The sequence below is a fragment of the Parabacteroides sp. AT13 genome, from assembly GCF_002272965.1.
GTDB classification, from domain to species: Bacteria; Bacteroidota; Bacteroidia; order Bacteroidales; family Tannerellaceae; genus Parabacteroides; species Parabacteroides distasonis.
Genome location: NZ_NQMH01000001.1, coordinates 2,350,622 through 2,375,541 on the forward strand (window position 1 = coordinate 2,350,622; position 24,920 = coordinate 2,375,541).

Here is a 24,920-nt window from a genome sequence, read left to right on the forward strand (position 1 = left end):
AACTTTGGATTCAGTGGGTGAATAATAAGATTACCTGCCGCCGGGATAGAGCGTACCGATAAGCGGAATCAGCCTCCTAACTTCTTCCGGCTTGTAATAGAACCTGCGGTTTATCTGCGAGTAGCCGATAAGCCGCTTGTCGCGCAACGTCTGCAACGTGCGCGGGCTTATTCTCAACTGCCCGCAGACCTCCTCGCCCGTGAGCCATCTTTCCATGCGCCCCGTGTCGCTTTTGCGCCTCAGTGCGGCGACCTTCTCCGAGAGTGCGCCGAATGTCGCCACCATCATCTCGAAAGTCTTTTTCTCAATTGATACTATTTCCATATTCATGCAATTATCGGTTTGCCCGCAAAGGTAACGATACACTCCCGGACACGTGCCGTTTTCCACTGAAAGGCTGCCTGTTGCGCCGTTTGACCGGGTTACGGAGCCATCTTCCGTAAAAATCTTACGTGAGTCACGTAGTGAGTTGTTAAAGCCCCTTTTGTTTATTGCCGAATTTTGCCGCAGATACAAAAAGAAAGGACTGAATATGAAAGTGATAACAATGGAAAGTTCCGTCTTCCGGTCATTGACGGAACAGATAGCGGAGATTGCGGCACACGTCCGTGCCGTCTCCGGTGACAAGAGAGCGGCATCGCCCGACAGGTTGCTCACCACACGCGAGGCGGCGCACCTGCTTAACGTGAGTACCCGCACCCTCCAGCGTATGCGCAGCGAGCAACGCATCGGCTATGTCGTGCTTCGCGGCAAATGCCGCTACCGGCAGTCGGAAATCGACCGCCTGCTTGATGAGAGTACCGTCAACGAGGACGCGGCGACACCGCAGGAACTGAAACGCAACCACACGTTGCGCACGGGCGGCAACCCCAAAGGAAGGAGGACATAGGTCATGGAACTGCTCACACGAAACAACTTCGAAGGCTGGATGCAGAAGTTGATGGAACGGCTCGACCGTCAGGACGAACTGCTGCTGGCGATGAAGGCTGAGGGGAAACAGCCTACTATCACGGAAAGCATCCGCCTTTTCGACAATCAGGACTTGTGCATGCTGCTTCAGATAAGCAAGCGCACCCTGCAACGCTACCGCAGTGTCGGCGCATTGCCCTACAAGACACTGGGCAAGAAAACCTATTACAGCGAGGAGGACGTGCTGACATTCCTTTCCAACCATATCAAGGACTTCAAAAAGGAAGATATAGCCTTCTACAAGGCTCGTATCCATAATTTCTTTCATAAATAACCCATTAAAACATTTTTCAGATGGCAAAGAAAAAAGACGAAAAGGACGTGCTGGTGGTCCGTGACGAGAAGACGGGCGAGATCAGCGTGGTTGCCGGGCTGAACGCGGACGGCACACCCAAGCGCACCCCCGCGAAAGCGGAAAACGCGCAGAGTTTCCTGCAATTCGACCGACACGGCGACGTGCTGGACAACTTCTTCAAGAACTTCTTCCGGCAGTGCAAGGAACCCAGCCGCTTCGGTTTTTACCGCATCGCGGCAGACCAAGCCGAAAATCTCTTGGAGGTGATGAAGCAACTGCTGAAAGACCCCGAAGCGAACAAGGAGCTGCTTGCCCCTCACAAGGTGGACACCTCCGACTACGAGAAAAAGGTGCAGGAAGAACTGGCAACCGAAAAACAAGAACCTCAAAAACAGGAAAACATGGAGCAACAAAAAGAACAACAGGAAGATCCCGAACAGACGCAGGGCAAACGGGGCTACCAGCCCATCGACGAGAGCAAAATCAACTGGCAGGAGCTGGAGGACAGATGGGGCGTGAAGCGTGACGACCTTGAAAAGTCCGGCGACCTTACGAAGATGCTCCACTACGGCAAGTCCGACTTGGTGAAGGTCAAGCCCACCTTCGGCGGCGAAGCATTCGAGCTGGACGCCCGCCTTTCCTTCAAGAAGGACGGCGAGGGAAACATCAGCCTCGTGCCGCACTTCATCCGCAAGGAGCAGAAACTGGATGAATACAAGGAACACAAATTCTCCGACGACGACCGGAAGAACCTGCGCGAGACGGGCAACCTCGGCAGGGTCGTGGACATCGTGGAGAAGGAAACGGGCGAGATTATCCCCTCCTACATCAGCATCGACCGCAAGACGAATGAGATCACGGACATTCCGGCGAGCAAGGTACGCATCCCGGAGCGCATCGGCAAGACGGAAATCACCAAGCAGGAGCAGGATATGCTCCGCGCCGGACTGCCCGTGCGCGACAAGCTCATCGAGCGCAACGACGGCAGGAAGTTCGTCACCACTCTGCAAGTGAACGTGGAGCAGCGCGGCGTGGAGTTCGTGCCGGGAACCGGAAGGTCGCCCCGTACCGTACAGACGCAGGAAACCAAAGGCGACACGTCGAAAAGTCAGGCGCAAGGCGGGGAAAATGCCACACAGACCAAGAAGGAGCAACGCCGCAACACGTGGACGAACGAGGACGGCAGCATCCGCCCCATCAGCAAATGGAGCGACGTGAACTTCACCGAACAGCAGAAAGCCGACTATGTGGCGGGCAAAGCCGTGAAACTGGAGAACGTGACCGACAAGCAGGGCTTCCATGCCACGATGTATATCAAGTTCAACCCGGAGAAGGGTCGCCCGTACCGCTACGAAACAAATCCCGACATCGGGCAGCAGGTCGCCCCGTCCAACGAGAGCCGCACGCAGGTGGCGGTGAACAACGAGGGCAAGACCAACGAGGCGACAAAGAACCTGAAAGAGCCTTTGCAGAAAGGTCAGACCACTCCGAAGGACGCCCGCCAGCAACAGCAGCAGGACAAGCCGCAGAAGAAAACGGGCAAGGGCATGAAAGTATAGACCGATGTCCGCCACTGAATCCAAAATAAAATCCAAAGTATCAACAAAAAAGAAGAAGACATGAAGACAATCATTGCAGAAAAGCCCTCCGTGGCACGTGAAATCGCCCGCATCGTGGGCGCGACAAAGAGAGAGGAAGGATATTTCGAGGGAGGCGGCTATGCCGTGACATGGGCATTCGGACACCTTGTCCAGCTCGCCATGCCCGATGGCTACGGCGTGCGCGGTTTCGTCCGTGACAACCTCCCGATTATCCCCGACACCTTCACGCTCGTCCCCCGTCAGGTCAGGACGGAGAAAGGCTACAAGCCCGATAGCGGCGTGGTGTCGCAGATAAAAACAATCAAAAGGCTGTTCGGCACCAGCGACCAAATCATCGTGGCAACCGATGCCGGACGCGAGGGTGAACTTATCTTCCGCTACCTCTACCACTACACGGGCAGTACCACTCCTTTCGTGCGCCTGTGGATAAGCTCGCTCACCGACAAGGCTATCCGCGAGGGATTGCGCAACCTCGAAGACGGCGGCAAGTATGACAACCTATACCTCGCCGCCAAAGCGCGAAGCGAATCCGACTGGCTCGTGGGCATCAACGGCACGCAGGCTCTCTCCATCGCCGCCGGACACGGCACATACTCCGTGGGGCGGGTGCAGACACCAACGTTGGCTATGGTATGTGAACGCTACTGGGAGAACCGCCGCTTCACGCCCGAAGCCTTCTGGCAACTCCATATCGCAACGGACGGTTGCGACGGCAAGGTCGTGAAATTCTCATCCTCTGAAAAATGGAAGTCGAAAGAACCGGCAACGGAGCTATATAATAAGGTAAAGGCGGCAGGCTTCGCAACGGTAACGAAAGCCGAGCGCAAGGAGAAAACGGAGGATACCCCGTTGCTGTACGACCTGACCACGCTTCAGAAAGAAGCCAACGCCAAGCACGGCTTCACGGCGGAGCAGACGCTTGAAATCGCGCAGAAGCTCTACGAGAAGAAGCTGATAACCTATCCGAGAACGGGTAGCCGCTACATCCCCGAAGACGTGTTTGCCGAAATTCCCAAACTGCTCGCTTTCATCGGCACACAGCACGAATGGAAAGACAAGGTGCGGGCAAAAGCCATCCCGACACGCCGCAGCGTAGACGGCGGCAAGGTGACAGACCACCATGCCCTACTCGTCACGGGTGAGAAACCGCTCTTCCTCTCCAAAGAGGACAATACCATCTATCAGATGATTGCCGGGCGCATGGTCGAGGCATTCTCTGAAAAATGCGTCAAGGACGTGACCGCTGTCATGGCGGAATGTGCCGGAGTGGAGTTTACCGTGAAAGGCAGCGTCATCAGGCAAGCCGGATGGCGTGCTGTCTATGGCGAGGAAAACAAGGAGGAAACCACCATTCCCGGCTGGCAGGAAGGCGACACGCTGACACTGAAAGCCTCTTCCATCACAGAAGGGAAGACTAAGCCCAAGCCGCTACATACCGAAGCCACCCTGCTGTCCGCAATGGAAACGGCGGGCAAGGAAATCGAGGATGACGCACTGCGGCAGGCGATGAAGGACTGCGGCATCGGTACTCCCGCCACACGCGCCTCCATCATCGAAACGCTCTTCAAGCGCGGTTACATGGAACGCTGCAAGAAATTGCTTGTCCCCACCGAAAAGGGGCTTGCACTCAATTCCGTGGTGAAGACGATGCGCATCGCCGATGTCGCCATGACAGGCGAATGGGAGAAGGAACTGGCACGCATCGAGCGTGGGGAGCTGTCCGCCGATACCTTCCGCAAAAAGATAGAGGCGTACACGCGGGAGATTACCTCCGAACTGCTCTCATGCGACAAACTCTTCGGCAGCCGCGATTCCGGTTGCGCGTGTCCCAAGTGCGGCACGGGCAGGATGCGGTTCTACGGCAAGGTGGTACGCTGCGACAACACGGAGTGCGGGCTTCCCGTGTTCCGGCTGAAAGCGGGACGCACCCTGTCCGACGATGAAATCAAAGACCTGCTCACCGAAGGGCATACCCAGCTGCTCAAAGGCTTCAAGAGCAAACAGGGCAAGAGCTTCGATGCCGTCGTCGCCTTTGACGGGGAATATAACACGACGTTCGTGTTCCCGGAGGCTAAAAAGGGCAAGAAATTTTCAGGACGGAAGAAATAGTATTAACTTTGCCACTTGTTCAGAGTAATGAATTGTTCTTCGATACCGGATTACACTCATACTTTGGATTTAGTGGCGGCACTCGGAGGGATACCGAGTGCCTTTTTCTTCCTTTTTTCCAACCGATTATCCCGTTAAATATCAATCCACTAAACTCCAAAGTAATGAACAACAAGAAGAACAACGAAGGGCAGTCCGACTTTTCCTATTACGGTCTGTACCTGATGGACTACCTCCGCACGAACAAGTTTGAACAGGCTACCGACACCGCTTTCATACGGGAACGCGCCGATCGTGCCGCCGAAACGTATGAAAAGGCGCGGATTGAAGGCTATCCCACCGACGGTGCGCAGGAACTGGCGATGGAAACACTGCTGCGCGGGTTGCACTATTCCCGGTACGCCATGCTCCACGAAGTCGTGGAGAACGAGTTTGCCAACGAAGTGCCGGAAGAGAAACAAGAAGCCTTTATCCATAAACTCCTGCCGCTTGTCGGCAACGTGTTCTCCGTCTATGACCTTTCGGACGACAACTTCGCCCTGTCTTCCGATTACGACCTGCTCTACACGGAGCTGACGGGAGCAACCGTCCTTTACTTAGACGAATATGGCGTTTAACCGCAAACAGAAACTGCGGGACAACATCGAGGCGATACGGACGGCATTCATCCTTGACAGGGAAAATAGGACAGCGACAACCGAAGAGCGTGCCATACTTCAAAGGTACTGCGGTTTCGGCGGTCTGAAATGTATCCTCAACCCTGCAAAGGAACTGACGGATGCCGTCCGGTGGGCGAAATCCGACCTCGAACTGTTCGCCCCGACGGTGGAGCTGCACAGGCTTATCCGTGAGAACAGCAAGGACGAAACAGAGTACAAGCGGTTTGTGGATTCGCTGAAAGCGTCCGTGCTGACCGCTTTCTACACCCCCAAAGAGATAACCGACACCATCGCGGACGTGCTGGCAGATTACAGCGTCCGCCCCGCCCGTATGCTCGAACCGTCGGCAGGTGTCGGCGTGTTCGTGGATTCCATGCTGCGGCACAGCCCCAATGCGGATGTGATGGCTTTCGAGAAGGATCTGCTCACGGGTACAATCTTGAGGCATCTCTATCCCGACCAGAAAATGCGCACCTGCGGTTTTGAGAAAATCGAAAGACCGTTCAACAATTATTTCGACTTGGCGGTGTCCAACATTCCGTTCGGTGACATTGCCGTGTTCGACGCGGAGTTTCAGCGGAGCGACTCTTTCGGCAGACGCTCCGCCCAGAAAACCATCCACAACTATTTCTTTCTCAAAGGACTGGATGCCGTGCGTGACGGCGGTATCGTGGCGTTCATCACCTCGCAAGGGGTATTGAATAGCACCAAGACCTCCGTGCGTAACGAGCTGTTCAGTCAGGCCAATCTGGTATCCGCGATACGCCTGCCCAACAACCTGTTCACGGACAACGCGGGCACGGAGGTGGGCAGTGACCTGATTGTCCTGCAAAAGAACCTCAGCAAGAAGGAAATGTCGCAGGACGAGCGGCTGATGACCGTGATACAGACGGACACGAAAACCGCCCTGACCGACAACGCCTATTTCATCCACCACCCGGAACGCATCGTGCATACGATGGCGAAACTTGACACAGACCCCTACGGGAAGCCCGCTATGGTTTATCTGCACGAGGGCAAGGCAGCAGGCATCGCCGGGGATTTGCGCCGTATGCTCGACGAGGATTTCCATTACAGGCTTGCCATGCGCTTGTATTCGGGTTCAATCCGGCAGGCAGGAACGGAAGAAAAAGTTGCCGTTCAAAATAAAGTAGAGCGTCCTGCCATAAAATTGGAAACAGTATCCTCGGCGCAGACGGTGGAAACTCCGACAGAAAAGCCGCAACCCGCAGATGAAAAGCCGGAGATAGAACCGCGCCCGCAATATTCCGCAGGCGTGCAGCTCACCCTGCTTGACCTCTGGGGGATGACGGAAGAGGTCAGCCAACCGAAAACCTCCAAAAAGAAAAAGACGGTGAAAAAGGCAGTTACGGCAAAGTCCACTCCGCCCAAACCGAAAGTCACGGTTACACCGACAGCTCCAACTGCAAAACCCGCAATGGAGAATAAGGAGGTGAAAGCGGAGAACACCGCCAAGCCTGCCGACCCGGACGACATCTATGCCACACTGGACTGGGATACCAATCCTCCCATCAACGGTTTCTATGAAATGATGATGGGTTTGACGCCGGAGCGTAGGAAAGAACTTCGGGAACTGGCAAGGCAGCATAACGAGAAACAAGTGGCGGAAAAGACGGAAGTGAAAGCCGTGCCGGAAACTTCCCGTGAGCAGCCACGACAGGAGGAAACACAGCCGGAGGCAGTCGCCGCACCTGCCGTTACAGATACCCCATCGGAAGCGGTGGGGACTTTCCTTTTCCCCGACATCGAAGCGGAAAAGCCGAAGGAGGAAGTCGTGGACCTTTCTCCGCGTGCCTACCACCGCACGCCGGAGATGCACCTGCGCGAAGGGTCGCTGGTGGCTGACCGGGGGCGTCATAACATCGGCTACCTGAAAGACATCACGCCATACGGGGCGACATTCCAGCCGCTCGACCTGAAAGGATACCAGAAGGAAAAGGCGTTGTTGTATGTGTCGCTGCGTGACGCCTACGAGCGTCTGTACCGTTATGAATCGCTCCGGCGCGAGGCAAATGTTCCGTGGCGAGAGCATCTGAATACCTGTTACGATGAGTTTGTCATGCGCTACGGCAACCTCAACGCCAAGCAGAACGTGAAGTTAGTGATGATGGATGCGGGCGGGCGCGACATCCTTTCGCTGGAACGGATGGAAAACGGAAAGTTCGTCAAGGCGGACATCTTCGAGCATCCTGTTTCCTTCGCGGTGGAGAGCCATGCCAACGTAGGCTCTCCCGAAGAAGCCCTGTCTGCGTCGCTCAACAAATATGGTACGGTCAATCTCGACTATATGCGGGAGATAACCGACAGCACGGCGGAGGATTTGCTCACTGCCCTGCAAGGGCGCATCTACTACAATCCGCTCGTGACCGGTTACGAAATCAAAGACCGTTTCATCGCCGGAAATGTCATAGAGAAAGCGGAACGCATAGAGGCATGGATGGGTGACAATCCCGAAAATGAGCGTATGCCGGAGGTGAAGCAGGCGTTGGAGGCTCTGAAAGATGCCGAGCCGCAGCGCATCGCCTTCGAGGATCTGGACTTCAATTTCGGGGAACGCTGGATTCCGACGGGTGTCTATGCCGCCTACATGAGCCGGCTGTTCGACACGGAGGTGAAAATCGCCTATTCCGCAAGCATGGACGAGTTTTCGGTGGTGTGCGGCTACCGCACCATGAAAATCACGGACGAGTTTCTGGTGAAGGGGTATTACCGGAACTATGACGGTATGCACCTCCTAAAACACGCCCTGCACAACACCTGCCCTGACATGATGAAGTCCATCGGCAAGGACGAGCATGGCAACGACATCAAGATGCGCGACAGCGAGGGAATACAACTCGCCAACGCCAAGATTGACGAGATACGAAACGGCTTCTCCGAATGGCTCGAAGAGCAGTCGCCACAGTTCAAGGAGCGGCTGACGACGATGTATAACCGCAAGTTCAACTGTTTCGTGCGCCCGAAGTATGACGGCTCGCATCAGACTTTTCCCGACCTCAATCTGAAAGGGCTGGCAAGCCGGGGCATCAGGAGCGTCTATCCCTCGCAGATGGATTGCGTCTGGATGCTGAAACAGAACGGCGGCGGAATTTGTGACCACGAGGTTGGAACCGGCAAGACGCTGATAATGTGCATCGCCGCGCATGAAATGAAGCGTCTGAACTTGGCGCACAAGCCGATGATTATCGGGCTGAAAGCCAATGTTGCGGAGATTGCCGCCACCTATCAAGCGGCATATCCCAACGCGAGGATTCTGTACGCTTCGGAGAAAGACTTTTCGACCGCCAACCGCGTGCGTTTCTTCAACAACATCAAGAACAACGACTACGATTGTGTCATTATGTCGCACGACCAGTTCGGCAAGATACCGCAGTCGCCGGAGTTGCAGCAGCGCATCCTGCAAGCGGAGCTTGACACGGTGGAGGAAAACCTCGAAGTGCTGCGCCAGCAGGGAAAGAACGTATCGCGGGCGATGCTGAAAGGTCTGGAGAAGCGCAAGCATAACCTTGAAGCGAAATTGGAGAAGGTGGAACACGCCATAAAGTCACGCACGGACGACGTGGTGGACTTCAAGCAGATGGGCATCGACCACATTTTCATTGATGAATCGCACCAGTTCAAGAATCTGACTTTCAACACGCGCCACGACCGTGTGGCGGGATTGGGGAACAGCGAGGGAAGCCAGAAGGCACTGAACATGCTCTTTGCTATCCGCACCATACAGGAGCGCACGGGCAAGGACTTGGGGGCGACCTTCCTCTCCGGCACGACTATCAGCAACTCGCTGACTGAGCTGTACCTGCTGTTCAAGTACCTGCGCCCGAAGGAGCTGGAACGGCAGGACATTCGATGTTTTGATGCGTGGTCGGCGATATTTGCCAAGAAGACAACGGATTTTGAGTTCAACGTGACGAACAACGTGGTGCAGAAGGAGCGTTTCCGCTACTTCATCAAAGTGCCGGAGCTTGCCGCCTTCTATAATGAAATCACGGACTACCGCACGGCGGAGGATGTGGGCGTGGACCGTCCCAACAAAAACGAGATACTGCACCACATACCGCCCACGCCGGAGCAGGAGGACTTCATACAGAAGCTGATGCAATTCGCCAAGACGGGCGACGCCACCCTGTTGGGCAGACTGCCGCTTTCGGAAACGGAGGAAAAGGCGAAGATGCTTATCGCCACGGACTATGCCCGGAAGATGGCACTCGACATGCGCATGATAGACCCGCATTACGAAGACCACCCCGACAACAAGGCGAGCCACTGTGCCAAAATAATCGCGGAGTATTATCAAAAATACGACGCGCAGAAAGGCACGCAGTTCGTTTTCTCTGACTTGGGGACTTACCAGCCGGGCGATGGGTGGAACGTCTATTCGGAAATCAAGCGCAAACTGACGGAGGACTACGGCATACCGCCAAGCGAGGTGCGCTTCATTCAGGAGTGCAAGACCGACAAGGCTCGGAAGGCGGTGATAGATGCCATGAACGCCGGGACGGTGCGTGTGCTGTTCGGCTCCACCTCCATGCTCGGAACGGGTGTGAACGCACAGAAACGGTGTGTGGCAATTCATCATCTCGATACGCCGTGGCGACCGTCCGACTTGCAACAGCGTGACGGACGCGGAGTTAGGGCAGGTAATGAGATTGCCAAACATTTCGCCGGGAACAACGTGGATGTAATCATCTACGCGGTGGAGAAGTCACTGGACAGCTACAAGTTCAACCTCCTGCACTGCAAGCAGACTTTCATAAGCCAGCTCAAAAGCGGTGCGATGGGTGCGCGTACCATCGACGAGGGGGCAATGGACGAAAAATCGGGCATGAATTTCTCGGAATACATGGCGTTGCTCTCCGGCAATACCGACCTGTTGGACAAGGCGAAACTGGAAAAGCGGATCGCATCGCTCGAAGGGGAACGCAAGTCGTTCAACAAGGGCAAGCGTGATTCGGAGTTCAAGCTGGAGTCAAAGACCGGCGAGTTGCGCAACAACACGGCTTTCATAGATGCCATGACGGAGGACTGGAACCGCTTCCTGTCGGTGGTGCAGACCGACAAGGAGGGCAACCGCCTTAATATAATAAAGGTGGACGGAGTGGATTCCGCCGATGAGAAGGTCATCGGAAAGCGTTTGCAGGAGATAGCCAAGAATGCCACGACCGGAGGGTTGTACACGCAGGTCGGTGAACTTTACGGTTTTCCGATAAAGGTGGTGAGCGAAAGGATACTCAAAGAGGGATTGGAGTTCACCGACAACCGCTTCGTGGTCGAGGGGAACTACAAGTACACCTACAACAACGGGCATCTGGCGATGGCTGACCCGTTGGCCGCCGCCCGCAACTTCCTCAACGCGATGGAGAGGATACCCTCCATCATCGACCAGTACAAGGCGAAGAACGAGGTGCTGGAGATGGAGATACCGCAGTTACAGGAGATAGCGGGTAAGGTGTGGAAGAAGGAGGACGAGCTGAAGCAGTTGAAGTCCGAACTTGCCGCCCTTGACCGAAAAATTCAGCTGGAGCTTGCGCCACCCACGCCCGAAGTCGCAGAAAAGGAGAATGAAGGGCAACAGCTCAAGCCGGAAGCGGAAGATGTGAGGAACAGGCAGGCGCAATATCCCGAAAATGCACCGCCGCAGATACGCAGTCCGGCGGATAGTATCGTTGCCAACCATGTCATAATCGGGCGTCCGGGACTGTATGCCAAGGAGGAAACCCGGTCCAAAGGATTGAAAATATAACCTAAGGAATTTTATCTGAAGTATTAATAAGGGCTATCCCAAAAGGTCTAAAAGTAAATTTTATCCTTTCTGCAAGTATCTGTAGGATGGCAACTGCATTTTTTTTCTTTTTGGGCAGCCCTTATTAAAATTTATTCTTATTTTAGGTTATATACATTCATGTCCATTTATGTAAAAAATCCTGCTGACCTTGTTTATGTCTTGTCAGTCACCATTTGCAAAACCATATTTGACCCTCAAAGAGGCTGAATTTGATAAGCAACTTGCTACATACTCATAATAAGGAGCTAAATAGAACACGAATGGGAAATACTCAAATGCCAAACTAAAGAAGATATTGGCCAAAATAAACGTTATACCGAGAGAGAAACTTGATTTTTTTCAACTTCCTAAAACGTTGTTGTTCAAACATTTCTACTTATTTGTACTTACCAGTTGAACCTACGCTTCCCTAATAAAATGTCTATGGTAAAAAAAGTTAAAAAATCCTCCCACTTTTGTTAGATATATTTTTTTTGTGTAATTTTGCAATCGTTATGCGGCAGTAATAATATACATATTAATACGAGTTAGTAATCCTGTAGTTCTCACATGCTACGAGGAGGTATTAAAAGGTGCGTTTCGACAATGCATCTATTGTAGTATATTATTGCTTAATCCAAATGAATATTATAAATTTAGGAATTCTTGCTCACATTGATGCAGGAAAAACTTCCGTAACCGAGAATCTGCTGTTTGCCAGTGGAGCAACGGAAAAGTGCGGCCGTGTGGATAATGGTGACACCATAACAGACTCTATGGATATAGAGAAACGTAGAGGAATTACTGTTCGGGCTTCTACGACATCTATTATCTGGAATGGAGTGAAATGCAATATCATTGACACTCCGGGACACATGGATTTTATTGCGGAAGTGGAGCGGACATTCAAAATGCTTGATGGAGCAGTCCTCATCTTATCCGCAAAGGAAGGCATACAAGCGCAAACAAAGTTGCTGTTCAATACTTTACAAAAACTGCAAATCCCGACAATTATATTTATCAATAAAATTGACCGTGACGGTGTGAATTTAGAGCGTTTGTATCTGGATATAAAAACAAATATGTCTCAAGATGTCCTGTTTATGCAAACTGTTGTCGATGGATTGGTTTATCCGATTTGCTCCCAAACATATATAAAGGAAGAATACAAAGAATTTGTATGCAACCATGACGACAATATATTAGAACGATATTTGGCGGATAGCGAAATTTCACCGGCTGATTATTGGAATACGATAATCGATCTTGTGGCAAAAGCCAAAGTCTATCCGGTACTACATGGATCAGCAATGTTCAATATCGGTATCAATGAGTTGTTGGACGCCATCTCTTCTTTTATACTTCCTCCAGAATCAGTCTCAAACAGACTTTCAGCTTATCTCTATAAGATAGAGCATGACCCCAAAGGACATAAAAGAAGTTTTCTAAAAATAATTGACGGAAGTCTGAGACTTCGAGACATTGTAAGAATCAACGATTCGGAAAAATTCATCAAGATTAAAAATCTAAAGACTATTTATCAGGGCAGAGAGATAAATGTTGATGAAGTGGGTGCCAATGATATCGCGATTGTAGAAGATATAGAAGATTTTCGAATCGGAGATTATTTAGGTGCTAAACCTTGTTTGATTCAAGGATTATCTCATCAGCATCCCGCTCTCAAATCCTCCGTCCGGCCAAATAAGCCCGAAGAGAGAAGCAAGGTGATATCCGCTCTGAATACATTGTGGATTGAAGACCCGTCTTTGTCCTTTTCCATAAACTCATATAGTGATGAATTGGAAATCTCGTTATATGGTTTGACCCAAAAGGAAATCATACAGACATTGCTGGAAGAACGATTTTCCGTAAAGGTCCATTTTGATGAGATCAAGACTATCTACAAAGAACGACCTATAAAAAAGGTCAATAAGATTATTCAGATCGAAGTACCACCCAACCCTTACTGGGCCACAATAGGGCTGACTCTTGAACCCTTACCGTTAGGGGCAGGGTTGCAAATCGAAAGTGACATCTCCTATGGTTATCTGAACCATTCTTTTCAAAATGCCGTTTTTGAAGGGATTCGTATGTCTTGCCAATCTGGTTTACATGGATGGGAAGTGACAGATCTGAAAGTAACTTTTACTCAAGCCGAGTATTATAGCCCGGTAAGTACACCTGCTGATTTCAGACAGCTGACCCCTTATGTCTTCAGGCTGGCTTTGCAACAGTCAGGTGTGGACATTCTCGAACCGATGCTCTGTTTTGAGTTGCAGATACCCCAAGTAGCGAGTTCCAAAGCTATTACAGATTTGCAAAAACTGATGTCTGAGATTGAAGACATCAGTTGTAATAATGAGTGGTGTCATATTAAAGGGAAAGTTCCATTAAATACAAGTAAAGACTATGCCTCAGAAGTAAGTTCGTACACTAAGGGCTTAGGCATTTTTATGGTTAAGCCATGTGGGTATCAAATAACAAAAGACGGTTATTCTGATAATATCCGCATGAACGAAAAAGATAAACTTTTATTCATGTTCCAAAAATCAATTTATGAATTAATACAAAACAAGAAGAAAATATGAACAAGCAATTCATTATCACGAATTTCGCCGCATTTGCTCTCATGCTGTTCCTGCCGACCGGATGCAGGCAGGCGGACGGCAAGCAGGATGCGGTGCAGAGTTATCGGGTCATAAAGGTCGCGGCAAGTCCGGTGGAAATCTCCGAGTCCTATTCCGCCGCCATACGCGGACGGCAGGATGTGGACATCCTGCCGCAAATATCCGGGCGCATTATCCGTCTGAAAGTGAAAGAGGGTGAACGGGTGAAGACCGGTCAAGTATTGGCTGTAATTGACCAAGTGCCCTATCGGGCGGCATTACGCACGGCGCAGGCCAATGTCAGCGCGGCACAGGCAAAAGTGGAAACGGCAAGAATCGAGCTGCGGGGCAAGCAGGCATTGTTTGACGAGAAGGTCATATCCGACTACGAGCTTTCTCTCGCCCGGAACCAACTGGCAGTGGCGTGTGCTGAACTCGAACAGGCAAAGGCACAAGAATCGGATGCACGCAACAATCTCTCCTATACGGAAATCAAAAGCCCGAGCAACGGAGTAGTAGGCACATTGCCCTATCGCATCGGTGCGCTTGTCGGTCCCAATATGGCACAGCCTTTCACGGTCGTGTCCGACAATGCGGAGATGTATGCCTATTTCTCCATTTCGGAGAATATGCTACGGCGATATTCGGCTCGCTATGGCTCGATTGACAGCATGATAGCCGGGACGCCGGAAGTGGGCCTGCAACTCAACGACGGCAGCCTGTACAAGGCGAAAGGACGTATTGAAACCGTAAGCGGCGTGGTGGATCCTGTTACCGGAACGGTACAAATCAAAGCCCTGTTCCCCAATCCCGACCGCGAACTGTTGAGTGGCAGCATCGGCAATGTCATCCTTCAAAACCCGAAAACGGAGGCCGTAACCATTCCCATGACCGCCACCGTGGAACTGCAGGACAAGATTATCGCTTACCGTCTGAAAAACGGACAGGCGGAAGCCGCCTATCTCACGGTGGACCGCCTGAACGACGGCAACCGGTTTATCGTAAAAGAAGGTCTTTCGGTCGGTGACACCATTGTCGCCGAAGGCGTGGGACTGGTGAGAGAAGGCATGAGCATAACCCCTAAAAACGAAACGAAATGAACCTGCGATTTTTTATAGACCGCCCGGTGTTTTCGGGCGTTATCTCGGTGGTGATTGTACTGTTGGGCATGATTTCCATGTTTTCCTTGCCGGTGGAACAATACCCCGACATCGCACCTCCGACCATCAACGTATTCGCAACTTATCCGGGAGCAAACGCTGAAACCGTGCAGAAGGCAGTGATAACCCCTCTGGAAGAAGCCATCAACGGAGTGGAAGACATGACCTATATGACTTCCACGGCATCGAATACGGGAGATGCTTCCATCAACATCTATTTCAAACAGGGAACCAACGCGGACATGGCGGCGGTAAACGTGCAGAACCGCGTGAACGGCGCACTGAGCCAACTTCCGGCGGAAGCCACCAAGACCGGTGTCACCACTGAAAAGCAGCAGAATGCCGAACTGATGACTTTCGCGCTCTATTCGCCCGATGACCGCTTCGACCAGACCTTCCTGAGCAATTACGTGAAAATCAATGTCGAGCCGAGGCTGAAACGTATCAGCGGCGTGGGAAAGGCACAGTTGTTCGGTTCCAACTACAGCATGCGACTTTGGCTGCGTCCCGACAAGATGGCGCAATACGGGCTTATCCCCGATGACATCTCTGCCGTACTTGCACGACAGAACATCGAGGCCGCCACCGGCTCCTTCGGTGCCAATCATCCTACCGCCAATGAATACACGATGAAATACCGCGGACGCTTGTCCGGAGCGGAAGAGTTCGGTGAGCTGGTCGTCAAGTCACTGCCGGGCGGCAATGTGCTTCGGTTGAAAGAGGTTGCCGATGTGGAACTGGGCGATGAATACTACAACTATTCCTCCGAGGTGAACGGGCATCCGGCAGCTATGATGCTCATCAACCAGAAAGCCGGGTCCAATGCATCAAGCACCATCAAGGAGATTCACGAAGTGCTTGACGACCTTAGCCGGGACTTGCCCGAAGGGACGGAATTCGTGGTGCTTACCGATACCAACAAGTTCCTGTATGCCTCCATCCACTCTGTCCTCCGCACCTTATTGGAAGCGATACTTCTGGTCATCGTGGTGGTGTATGTGTTCTTGCAGGACATCAAGTCAACGCTTATCCCTACCATATCCATCTTCGTTTCCATCATCGGCACATTTGCCGTGATGTCCATGATTGGATTCTCCATCAACCTGCTCACCCTGTTCGCGCTTGTGCTTGCCATCGGAACCGTGGTCGATGATGCCATTGTGGTGGTGGAAGCGGTGCAGGCGAAGTTCGATGAGGGCTATCAATCAGCAGTTCTCGCGGCTGATGATGCCATGAAAGGCGTTTCGTCGGCTATCCTGACCTCTACCATAATCTTTATGGCAGTGTTTTTCCCCGTAGCCATGATGGGCGGGACTTCGGGAGCGTTCTACACGCAGTTCGGTATCACGATGGCTGTTGCCGTGGGAATCTCGGCAGTCAATGCCTTCACACTCTCACCGGCACTTTGCGCGCTGCTGCTGAAACCCTATATCGATGAGCAGGGCAACACTAAGAACAATTTTGCAGCCCGTTTCCGTAAAGCGTTCAATGCCGTCTTCGACAGTCTGAGCCGACGCTATGTACGTGGAGTGATGTTCATTATCCATCGCCGATGGCTGTTGTGGAGCATCATAGGCATTTCTTTCGGGTTGCTGGTGCTGCTGGTCAATGTCACAAAGACGGGACTTATTCCCGAAGAGGACACCGGGACGGTCATGGTGAGCATGAACACGAAGCCCGGCACATCCATGGCTCAGACAAGTAAGGTGATGGAGCGTATCAACAGCCGTCTCGACAGCATCGGCGAGATTGAATACAGCGGTGCGGTAGCCGGTTTCTCTTTCAGCGGTTCCGGTCCCTCGCAGGCGATGTATTTCGTGACACTCAAAGACTGGGAGGATCGTAAGGGAGAGGGGCAGTCGGTGAATGATGTCATCGGAAAGATTTATGCCGCCACTTCAGATATTCCCGATGCCACGGTGTTCGCCATGTCGCCTCCGATGATTGCCGGGTACGGCATGGGAAACGGTTTCGAGCTTTATTTGCAGGACAAGGCGGGCGGAAACATCGCCGCTTTCAAGGAAGAGGCGGACAAGTTTGTCGAAGCCTTGTCGCAACGACCCGAAATCGGCGAAGTCTATTCCTCCTTTGCCACGGACTATCCGCAATACTGGGTGGATATCGATGCCGCCAAATGTGAGCAGTCGGGTGTGTCGCCCGCAGATGTGCTTTCCACATTGTCGGGCTATTATACCGGACAATATGTTTCCGACTTTAACCGGTTCTCCAAGCTCTACCATGTGACCATGCAGGCTCCGGCGGAATATCGTGTGAATGCGGAATCCCTGCACCACATGTATGTGCGCGCCTCCGATGGCGGCATGTCGCCTTTGAGCCGGTTCGTGCGCCTGACCAAGACCAACGGCCCGTCAGACCTCACCCGTTTCAACCTGTTCAACGCCATCTCGATTAGCGGGTCGCCGGCGCAGGGTTACAGTTCAGGGCAGGTGCTCGAAGCCATCGGCGAGACGGCACGTGAAGTGCTTCCGTCAAATTACACATACGAGTTTGGCGGCATTTCGCGTGAGGAAAGCAAGACGACCAACAATGCCACGCTTATATTCCTGCTCTGCATGGTTCTGGTCTATCTGATTCTGTGCGCCTTGTATGAGAGCGTGTTCATACCCTTCGCGGTTCTGTTGTCGGTGCCTTGCGGACTAATGGGCAGTTTCCTGTTTGCGTGGCTCTTCGGTCTGGAGAACAACATCTACATGCAGACCGGATTAATCATGATTATCGGCCTGCTTGCCAAGACCGCCATCCTGCTTACCGAATACGCCGGCAAGCGGCGGTCGGAAGGCATGACGCTGGCACAGGCAGCATACAGTGCGGCAAAAGTCCGCCTGCGCCCTATATTGATGACTGTGCTGTCCATGGTGTTCGGTCTTGTCCCGCTGATGATGGCGCACGGAGTGGGTGCCAACGGCAGCCGTTCGCTTGCCACAGGTGTAATCGGTGGAATGATTGTCGGTACTTTGGCTCTGTTGTTCCTTGTGCCGTCATTGTTTATTGTATTCCAATATATTCAAGAACGTGTTAAGCATAATTAAATGAAGAAGACAGTAATATATATCATATTGTCAGGATGGATGTTTGCCGGTTGTGGCACATACAGCCGGTATCATCGTCCTGACCTCTCAACGGAGAATCTGTATCGGGACGTACCGGCGGACATTGATACAACGACCATCGCGTCCCTGTCGTGGCGGGAAATGTTTACCGACCCGAAACTCCAGTCCTTGATTGAAACCGGACTTGAACGGAACACAGACCTCAATGTGGCACGGTTACGCGTGGAAGCGACAGAAGCCGTCCTGATGACTGCCAGACTATCATATCTTCCATCACTGGGACTGACTGCCGAAGGTAATGCCAATAAACATGACGGAGCAACGGCAAAGACATATAATGTGGGAGCGTCGGCAAGCTGGGAACTGGACATCTTCGGCAAACTTACGGCGGCAAAGCGTGGTGCAGCCGCCGCGTTACAAGGAAGCCGTGCCTACCGGCAGGCCGTACAGACACAGCTTGTCGCCACTATTGCAGACAGTTACTACACCCTTGCCATGCTTGACGCACAAATGGCAATAAGTAACCGGACTTTGGAGAACTGGCGGACTACCGTACGTACTCTTGAAGCGTTGAAAAAAGTGGGGAAATCAAACGAAGCCGGCGTATTGCAGGCAAAGGCGAACGTGATGCGACTCGAAGCATCCCTGTTATCCATACGCAAGAGTATTTCCGAAACAGAAAATGCCCTGTCTGCGATACTTGCCATGCCGTCACACTCGATTGGACGAAGTAATCTGGCCGAGGCTGCTTTCCCCGATACTGTCTCGATTGGAGTCCCTTTGCAACTGCTTTCCAACCGTCCCGACGTGCGTCAGGCTGAAATGGAACTGGCGCAGGCGTTCTACGCCACCAATGCGGCTCGTGCCGCCTTCTATCCCAATATTACCCTCTCGGGGACTCTTGGATGGACTAATAACGGCGGTGGCGTAATCGTAAATCCCGGACAATGGTTGCTCAATGCCATCGGTTCCCTGACACAGCCCTTATTCAACCGGGGCACAAACATCGCCAACTTGAAGATAGCCAAAAGCCGTCAGGAAGAAGCCAAACTGTTGTTCCGGCAATCATTGCTGAACGCTGGAAAAGAAGTGAACGATGCTCTGACTGCATGGCAGACGGCAAAATCGCAAATTGAAATCAATGCTCGACAGGTTGAAACATTATGCGATGCTGTGCGAAAGACAGAATCGCTTATGCGTCATTCCAATGCCACCTATCTGGAAGTGTTGACCGCCCAACAGTCTCTTCTCGAAGCGGAAGTGCAACAGCTACAAACTCGTTTTGAACGCATACAAAGTGTAATCAAACTTTATCATGTGTTGGGAGGAGGAATGTAACTGCAATAAATAGAAAAATTTGAAATTATTATTAGTGTTATTCATCTCGGATATTTTTCGTGATTCTGCCGCATGTAGATATTGTACGAAAGCAATATTTGGATTGTAAAATATCAAGCCAATGAAAATACTTTTGCAGCATAAAATATTTATAGGATACTTTCTTTTAATGGCGATCATTGGCAGCATGGTCGCTATTGTTCTGCACGAGCGTAGTCGTGTACAGAAAATAGAGAATGAATCAATCGCTATTTTTCAAACCCAGCACAATATCAATACCACACACCGCTATGTGACCACGTTAGTAACTTATGGTGAATCCGTCATGGTATGGAATGATGAGGATTCTGGGTGAAGTATAAGAATATCAGAGAAGGGGAACAATTGCATTTCGATTTGCATTTTCTTAACCGCATAAAGAAACAGTTCCCGGGGATAAAAGCTATTTCGCCTGAAATAACAGGACCTTATTCGCAAGTGATGAATAAAGCTAAAAGCGGACTTTTTAAGATTATAGGAATCAATGAAAACTATATGGGAATTAAGATACTTAAAATCAACGAAGATGGACGATATTTTAATAAAGGAGATGACGAGAATACCCGTAATGTTACCATTATCGGCGAAAATGTCAGTACGACCTTATTTAATAATCAAAAAGCGTTGGGTAAGTCGATCAACATTGCCGGTATTGATTTTAAGGTGATAGGCGTACTAAAGAATGATGATATTTTCAGCGCTTCGGAAATCAATTCGGTATATGTGCCCTTCTCAAGTTACATAAACTGTATTGACAATAAGACTCCATTGCGCGCTTTCTGTTTATATCTGAACAAAGAAGTTGATTCCAAGCGATTTGAGAATGAGCTGAGAGCCTTCATCGCTAATAAATACCAATTTGCTTATTCTGATAAGCAAGCCTTACAGATAATCAATTTTGAGACACAAACATCTGCTTTTGAGGGACTCTTTGATGGATTGAAAATGTTTATCTGGATCGTAGGAATTTGTTTTCTGATAAGTGGTATTGTTGGAGTAAGCAACATCATGTTTGTCGTGATCAAAGAAAGGAGTAGCGAAATAGGCATCCGTAAGGCTGTAGGAGCAACTCCTAAATCCATTCTTGTGTTAATGCTGACGGAATCTGTCATCATAACTGTAATCTCCGGTATCATCGGATTGATATCAGGTGCAGCTATTCTTGAGATTATAAATTGGTTGCTCGAAAGCGCCCGTCACGCGACAATGATAAAGCATGCAGAAATAGATATAAATGTAGCTGTTCTCGCTTTGGTTATCTTGATTTTGTCCGGTGTCATTGCCGGAGCATTTCCGGCTATGAAAGCATCTGTTATACAACCCATTGACGCCATTAGAAACGAAAATATAGGATAATGAAGACATTTAAGATTATATTAATTTGCATCTTTTCCGCCACACTGGCATTTGTTGCTTTTCGTTCTTCGCTAAGAGGTACAAAGGCAATTTACGAAACTACACAACCACAATATCGCGAGATCAAAGAGGAAATAAACATATCCGGCAATGTTTTTCCGATGAAGGAGATCGAAATAAAATCGCAGATATCGGGAGTCCTGGACAAGATTAATGTTTCGATAGGAGATAAAGTGCGCATAGGAGATTAAATATAAATTCAAGCAATCATAGCCCGTAATTCACTGAATTTGGCTATCTTTGCATAACATTTGAGAAAAACGGCGATTGGCAGGAGCTTTTCGCCGCCAACATATAGGATAAGACCGCAAGGCGTTTCAAGCGAAAATCTGGTAAATTGGAACTACGGAGACGATTGCGTGATGCTTATGCTATGCTTACGCATAGCGTGCATTCACGTACTCTCCGTAAAGGCTTTACCAGAGCCATCGCTTGAAGGTAGTGTGAATTGCACGCTACTTTTTTACCCTTGCCTAACGAAAGGAAACGATTATGGGTAAAGTTCAGATTCTCGCCGTACTGACGATGGACGGATGTCTTTCTTCAGAGTTATATGATAAAGCACATCAGGATTTGTGCCTTGACCGTTGCGGTCTTGATGAAATCAGGAAGAAAGCCTTTTACCGTGTGACACCGGACTATTCCATTTCAATGCTGCACGAATGGAGAAAAGACTGCACAAACATCCGTTACCTCGCGGAAGCCACACCGGACACGGCAGACTATATAAACGGACTGCTGCGGATGCACGCTGTGGATGAAATCATACTATACACCGTTCCTTTCATATCCGGAAGCGGACGACATTTTTTTAAGTCGGCTCTGCCAGAGCAACACTGGACGCTTTCCTCTTTGAAAAGCTATCCCAACGGTGTATGTCGCATTATCTATATCCTTGATAAAAAAGCAAGATAGCCAAAATGTGCGGCAAGCATACATTTCTATTTTCAGGAATAGAATAAATGTTCCGATTACAAACAATTTAAGTCGGAGATAATTTGTCCTTGTGAAAAAATACTGAATTTTATACCTCTGAAATCCAGCACTTTGTAAAATTGAGTGTTGGATTTTTTATTTTCTGCCGCGTTTTTTGCCAATTATATTCATGTGCGCACGCAGAAAACAAAGTGTAATTTTCAAAATTGACAGAACCATGAATTATTTCTTGCTGGCGGAAACCGACTTTTTCCGCCTGATAAACGAAGCCGGCGACTGCAATATGGAAACGGCATACACGGCTTTCGCCACCCAAGTGATCGAACTGTGCAACGGCGGCATGGACATGAACCTTACCGTCATCGCGCTTGCCTACATCGAAATCGAGTTGCAGCACCATCCCGTACGTAATCTGTCAGAAGAAAAAAGAGAGATTGCCGCCTACGTCAGCAAGGCTCTGTCTTTCGTAAGAAAGATGCAGAAATTCCTTGCCACGCCCCAAGTGCCACCACTAATATCCGCCAACAACGCAACAGAAACCACCGCCAGCCTTCTTCAATGGACGGGCAATGCCATCGACCTCGTGGAACTTATCTACGGCATAGACGTGATGGGCTGCATCAACAACGGCAATATGCCGCTCAAACAGCTCGCCCCACTTCTCTATAAGATATTCGGGGTTGATTCTAAAGACTGCTACCGCTTCTACACTGATATCAAACGCCGGAAGAACGAAAGCCGCACCTACTTCCTTGACAAAATGCAGGAAAAACTGAACGAGAAGATGCTCCGTGACGAAGAGATGGAGCGTATGAGAAGATAGACTAAGAATCCCTAAAGAATAACGGGCGGAGCAAGTTTGATACTTTGTTCCGCCCGCTTTCATTGCCTCACGTCAGCCCGGTTATTTCTGCTGTAACAGGTGTTTCAGATTGTCGTCGTTGGCAATCCGCTCCAGTTCCTCCTGAACAATCTGCTTGACTTCCTCCTTGATGCGCCTGTAATTCGCCTGCACCGTTTCCTTCATGTGGTCGTTGCCATCCTCGTCCGTGAAGTCGGTAATGACGGGTATCTTCTTGTAGGCTTTTTCCTCGCGTTTCACCTTCTCTGCATCCACGACAATCTCGCAGTGAAAAATCTTCTGTTCAATGCGCTCGTTGAAGTTATCGGACACAGAACCGACAAACATTCCCTGCGTCAAGCCGGAAATCTTGCTGGGCGGGATAAGCGCGTCCATCTGCGTATTGATAGAGGTGGAAACGTCCTGCCGGTTGATGGAAATGGACTGCCGTTTCTGCAAGACCTTTCCGAAGCGTTCGGATAGCGTCTTGGCGGTTTCACCCACCACCTGCCCGGAGAAGATATTACCGACGGTGTTCATCACGACTTTAGCTTCCTTATCGCCATAGTCGCGCACCAACTGGCTGAAATCCTGAAAGCCCAGACACACGGCAACCTTGTTGCTTCGTGCGGTGGCAATAAGGTTGTCCAGCCCCTTGAAATATATCGTCGGTAGTTCATCTATAATGACCGACGACTTCAGCATCCCCTTCTTGTTGATGAGCTTTACGATACGGGAGTTATACAGACCGAGAGCCGCACCATAAATATTCTGACGGTCGGGATTGTTACCCACGCACAGGATTTTCGGCTCTTCGGGATTGTTGATATCCAGCGTAAACTCGCTGTCCGACATTACCCAATAGAGTTGCGGGGAAATCATGCGCGAGAGCGGAATTTTCGCCGATGCTATCTGCCCTTGAAGCTGCTCAGCCGCCCCACCGAGCCAAGCATCCATGAATGGTGAGAGGTAGTTTTCAAGTTCGGGATATGAAGAAAGAATCGGGAAAATATCCTCGTAACGGCGGTTCAGGAACTCAATGGCATGGGGAAACGTGCAATACTTACCACCCTTATAGATTTTGAGATACCATATAATACTGGCAAACAAGATAATAGGTGATTCCACGAAGAAGTCACCCTGCTTCTGCACCCACGTTTTATTGAGATTGAGCATAATCGTGTACGCACTCTCGTAAGCGTCTGTAATATCCTCCATGAAATCCGGGTGAATGGGATTGCACCGATGAGAGCGTCGCGGGTCGTCGAAGTTGATCACATAGAACTTCGGCTTTACCTTGTAGCCGTCCGGGTGGTTCAGCAAATGGTTGTAGGCAATAGTAGATAGGTCGGGATACTTGAAATCGTAGATGTATTGACTAAAGCCCTTTTCAATCTGTTGCTTGATAAAATTGTTTACCACGGCATAGGACTTGCCGCTGCCCGGCGTACCCAACACGATGGACGCACGGAAGGGATTAACTACATTGATCCAACCGTTGTTCCAGCGTTTCCTGTAATAGAAACGTGTCGGCAGATTGACCGAATACTCACTTTCTATGAGCCGTGTTTCCTGCATGAAACTCTCGTTCTCGTTGTTGAATACATCGTCCATGAGGTTGTGCTTCAACAGGCGGCTCATCCACAGACCACCCATCAACAGGCAGACATAGCCCGTTCCAATGGTAAGGACATACAGTCCCGTCACCGCTTCAAGCGGCAGCGGCAGGGGCAGCAACCACCAGTTCAGGAAAAACAGCACGAACCCGACGGCAAATGCTGTCCAGATTCTCCCCCAAGTGATTTTCTCACCCTTGACACCCTTCGTACCCAGACAGGACAAGGCAAGCAAAAGGACGGAAAACAGCTTCGTGTAGAGAATGGAATGGAACAGCCCCGCCGTGCGGTCGAAGTTCAGAAGGATTTTGTCCACCACGCCGATGTTCACGCCCCACAGCCGGATGGCTTCGTAGCAGAACCAGTACACGTTCATGACCACTAAAATGATACTCACGGCACGCAGAAAATCCATGATTTTCGCCAATGCCCTCAAATCGTCTTCTTGTTGTGACATACATTGATTTTTTAATTGTTGA

16 protein-coding genes and 1 pseudogene are annotated in these 24,920 nt (G+C 50.6%); 15 read left to right on the top strand and 2 right to left on the bottom strand.

Annotation, left to right across the window (positions count from 1 at the left end; genetic code table 11):
* Positions 1-30: 30 nt before the first annotated feature.
* The gene (locus tag CI959_RS09750) at positions 31-330 is read right to left on the bottom strand and encodes a helix-turn-helix domain-containing protein (RefSeq protein ID WP_095231473.1); all 300 of its coding nucleotides are present in this window, start codon (positions 328-330) and stop codon (positions 31-33) included.
* Positions 331-532: 202 nt separating this feature from the next.
* On the opposite strand from CI959_RS09750, the gene CI959_RS09760 reads away from it, so the two are divergent.
* The 15 genes and pseudogenes from CI959_RS09760 (at position 533) to CI959_RS09830 (ending at position 22,807) form a co-directional block, all read left to right on the top strand.
* Complete coding sequence (locus tag CI959_RS09760) at positions 533-889, top strand: helix-turn-helix domain-containing protein (RefSeq protein ID WP_025072716.1); 357 nt, start codon at positions 533-535, stop codon at positions 887-889.
* A 3-nt stretch (positions 890-892) separates the two neighbouring features.
* On the top strand, positions 893-1,243 hold the full coding sequence (locus CI959_RS09765) for a helix-turn-helix domain-containing protein (protein ID WP_004291454.1): 351 nt from the start codon (positions 893-895) through the stop codon (positions 1,241-1,243).
* A gap of 20 nt (positions 1,244-1,263) precedes the next feature.
* A complete protein-coding gene (locus tag CI959_RS09770) occupies positions 1,264-2,823 on the top strand; it encodes a DUF3945 domain-containing protein (protein ID WP_004371700.1) in 1,560 nt (519 codons plus the stop codon).
* A 60-nt stretch (positions 2,824-2,883) separates the two neighbouring features.
* Positions 2,884-4,974, top strand: a complete 2,091-nt coding sequence (locus CI959_RS09775; protein WP_004371701.1) for a type IA DNA topoisomerase — start codon at positions 2,884-2,886, stop codon at positions 4,972-4,974.
* Positions 4,975-5,138: 164 nt separating this feature from the next.
* The gene (locus CI959_RS09780) at positions 5,139-5,591 is read left to right on the top strand and encodes a DUF1896 domain-containing protein (protein ID WP_095231474.1); all 453 of its coding nucleotides are present in this window, start codon (positions 5,139-5,141) and stop codon (positions 5,589-5,591) included.
* On the top strand, positions 5,581-11,397 hold the full coding sequence (locus CI959_RS09785; RefSeq protein WP_095231439.1) for an N-6 DNA methylase: 5,817 nt from the start codon (positions 5,581-5,583) through the stop codon (positions 11,395-11,397). The genes CI959_RS09780 and CI959_RS09785 overlap by 11 nt, the downstream gene beginning before the upstream one ends.
* Before the next feature lie 662 nt (positions 11,398-12,059).
* Positions 12,060-14,006 (top strand): tetracycline resistance ribosomal protection protein Tet(Q), encoded by a 1,947-nt coding sequence (tet(Q), locus tag CI959_RS09790; RefSeq protein WP_095231440.1) that lies wholly within the window; start codon positions 12,060-12,062, stop codon positions 14,004-14,006.
* Positions 14,003-15,124 carry an efflux RND transporter periplasmic adaptor subunit gene (locus CI959_RS09795; RefSeq protein WP_005809248.1) on the top strand — a complete coding sequence of 374 codons (1,122 nt, stop codon included), beginning with the start codon at positions 14,003-14,005 and terminating at the stop codon, positions 15,122-15,124. The genes tet(Q) and CI959_RS09795 overlap by 4 nt, the downstream gene beginning before the upstream one ends.
* Entirely contained in the window at positions 15,121-18,234 is a 3,114-nt protein-coding gene (locus CI959_RS09800) for an efflux RND transporter permease subunit (protein ID WP_005809243.1), read from the top strand. The genes CI959_RS09795 and CI959_RS09800 overlap by 4 nt, the downstream gene beginning before the upstream one ends.
* Positions 18,235-19,593 (top strand): efflux transporter outer membrane subunit, encoded by a 1,359-nt coding sequence (locus CI959_RS09805; RefSeq protein ID WP_005809240.1) that lies wholly within the window; start codon positions 18,235-18,237, stop codon positions 19,591-19,593.
* A 121-nt stretch (positions 19,594-19,714) separates the two neighbouring features.
* A pseudogene (locus tag CI959_RS09810) lies at positions 19,715-19,942 on the top strand (hypothetical protein); the annotation flags it as partial.
* Between the two features lie 2 nt (positions 19,943-19,944).
* Complete coding sequence (locus tag CI959_RS09815; RefSeq protein ID WP_005809236.1) at positions 19,945-20,988, top strand: ABC transporter permease; 1,044 nt, start codon at positions 19,945-19,947, stop codon at positions 20,986-20,988.
* Positions 20,988-21,239, top strand: a complete 252-nt coding sequence (locus CI959_RS09820; protein WP_005809234.1) for an efflux RND transporter periplasmic adaptor subunit — start codon at positions 20,988-20,990, stop codon at positions 21,237-21,239. Before CI959_RS09815 ends, CI959_RS09820 begins: the two co-directional genes overlap by 1 nt.
* A gap of 301 nt (positions 21,240-21,540) precedes the next feature.
* Positions 21,541-21,963, top strand: coding sequence for a dihydrofolate reductase family protein (locus tag CI959_RS09825; protein ID WP_004291474.1), 423 nt, complete (start codon positions 21,541-21,543; stop codon positions 21,961-21,963).
* A 238-nt stretch (positions 21,964-22,201) separates the two neighbouring features.
* Entirely contained in the window at positions 22,202-22,807 is a 606-nt protein-coding gene (locus CI959_RS09830) for an RteC domain-containing protein (protein ID WP_032543186.1), read from the top strand.
* An 81-nt stretch (positions 22,808-22,888) separates the two neighbouring features.
* Here the strand turns inward: CI959_RS09830 and mobC are convergent, their stop codons facing one another.
* Positions 22,889-24,898 (bottom strand): conjugal transfer protein MobC, encoded by a 2,010-nt coding sequence (gene mobC / locus CI959_RS09835; RefSeq protein ID WP_032543187.1) that lies wholly within the window; start codon positions 24,896-24,898, stop codon positions 22,889-22,891.
* Positions 24,899-24,920 lie beyond the last annotated feature (22 nt).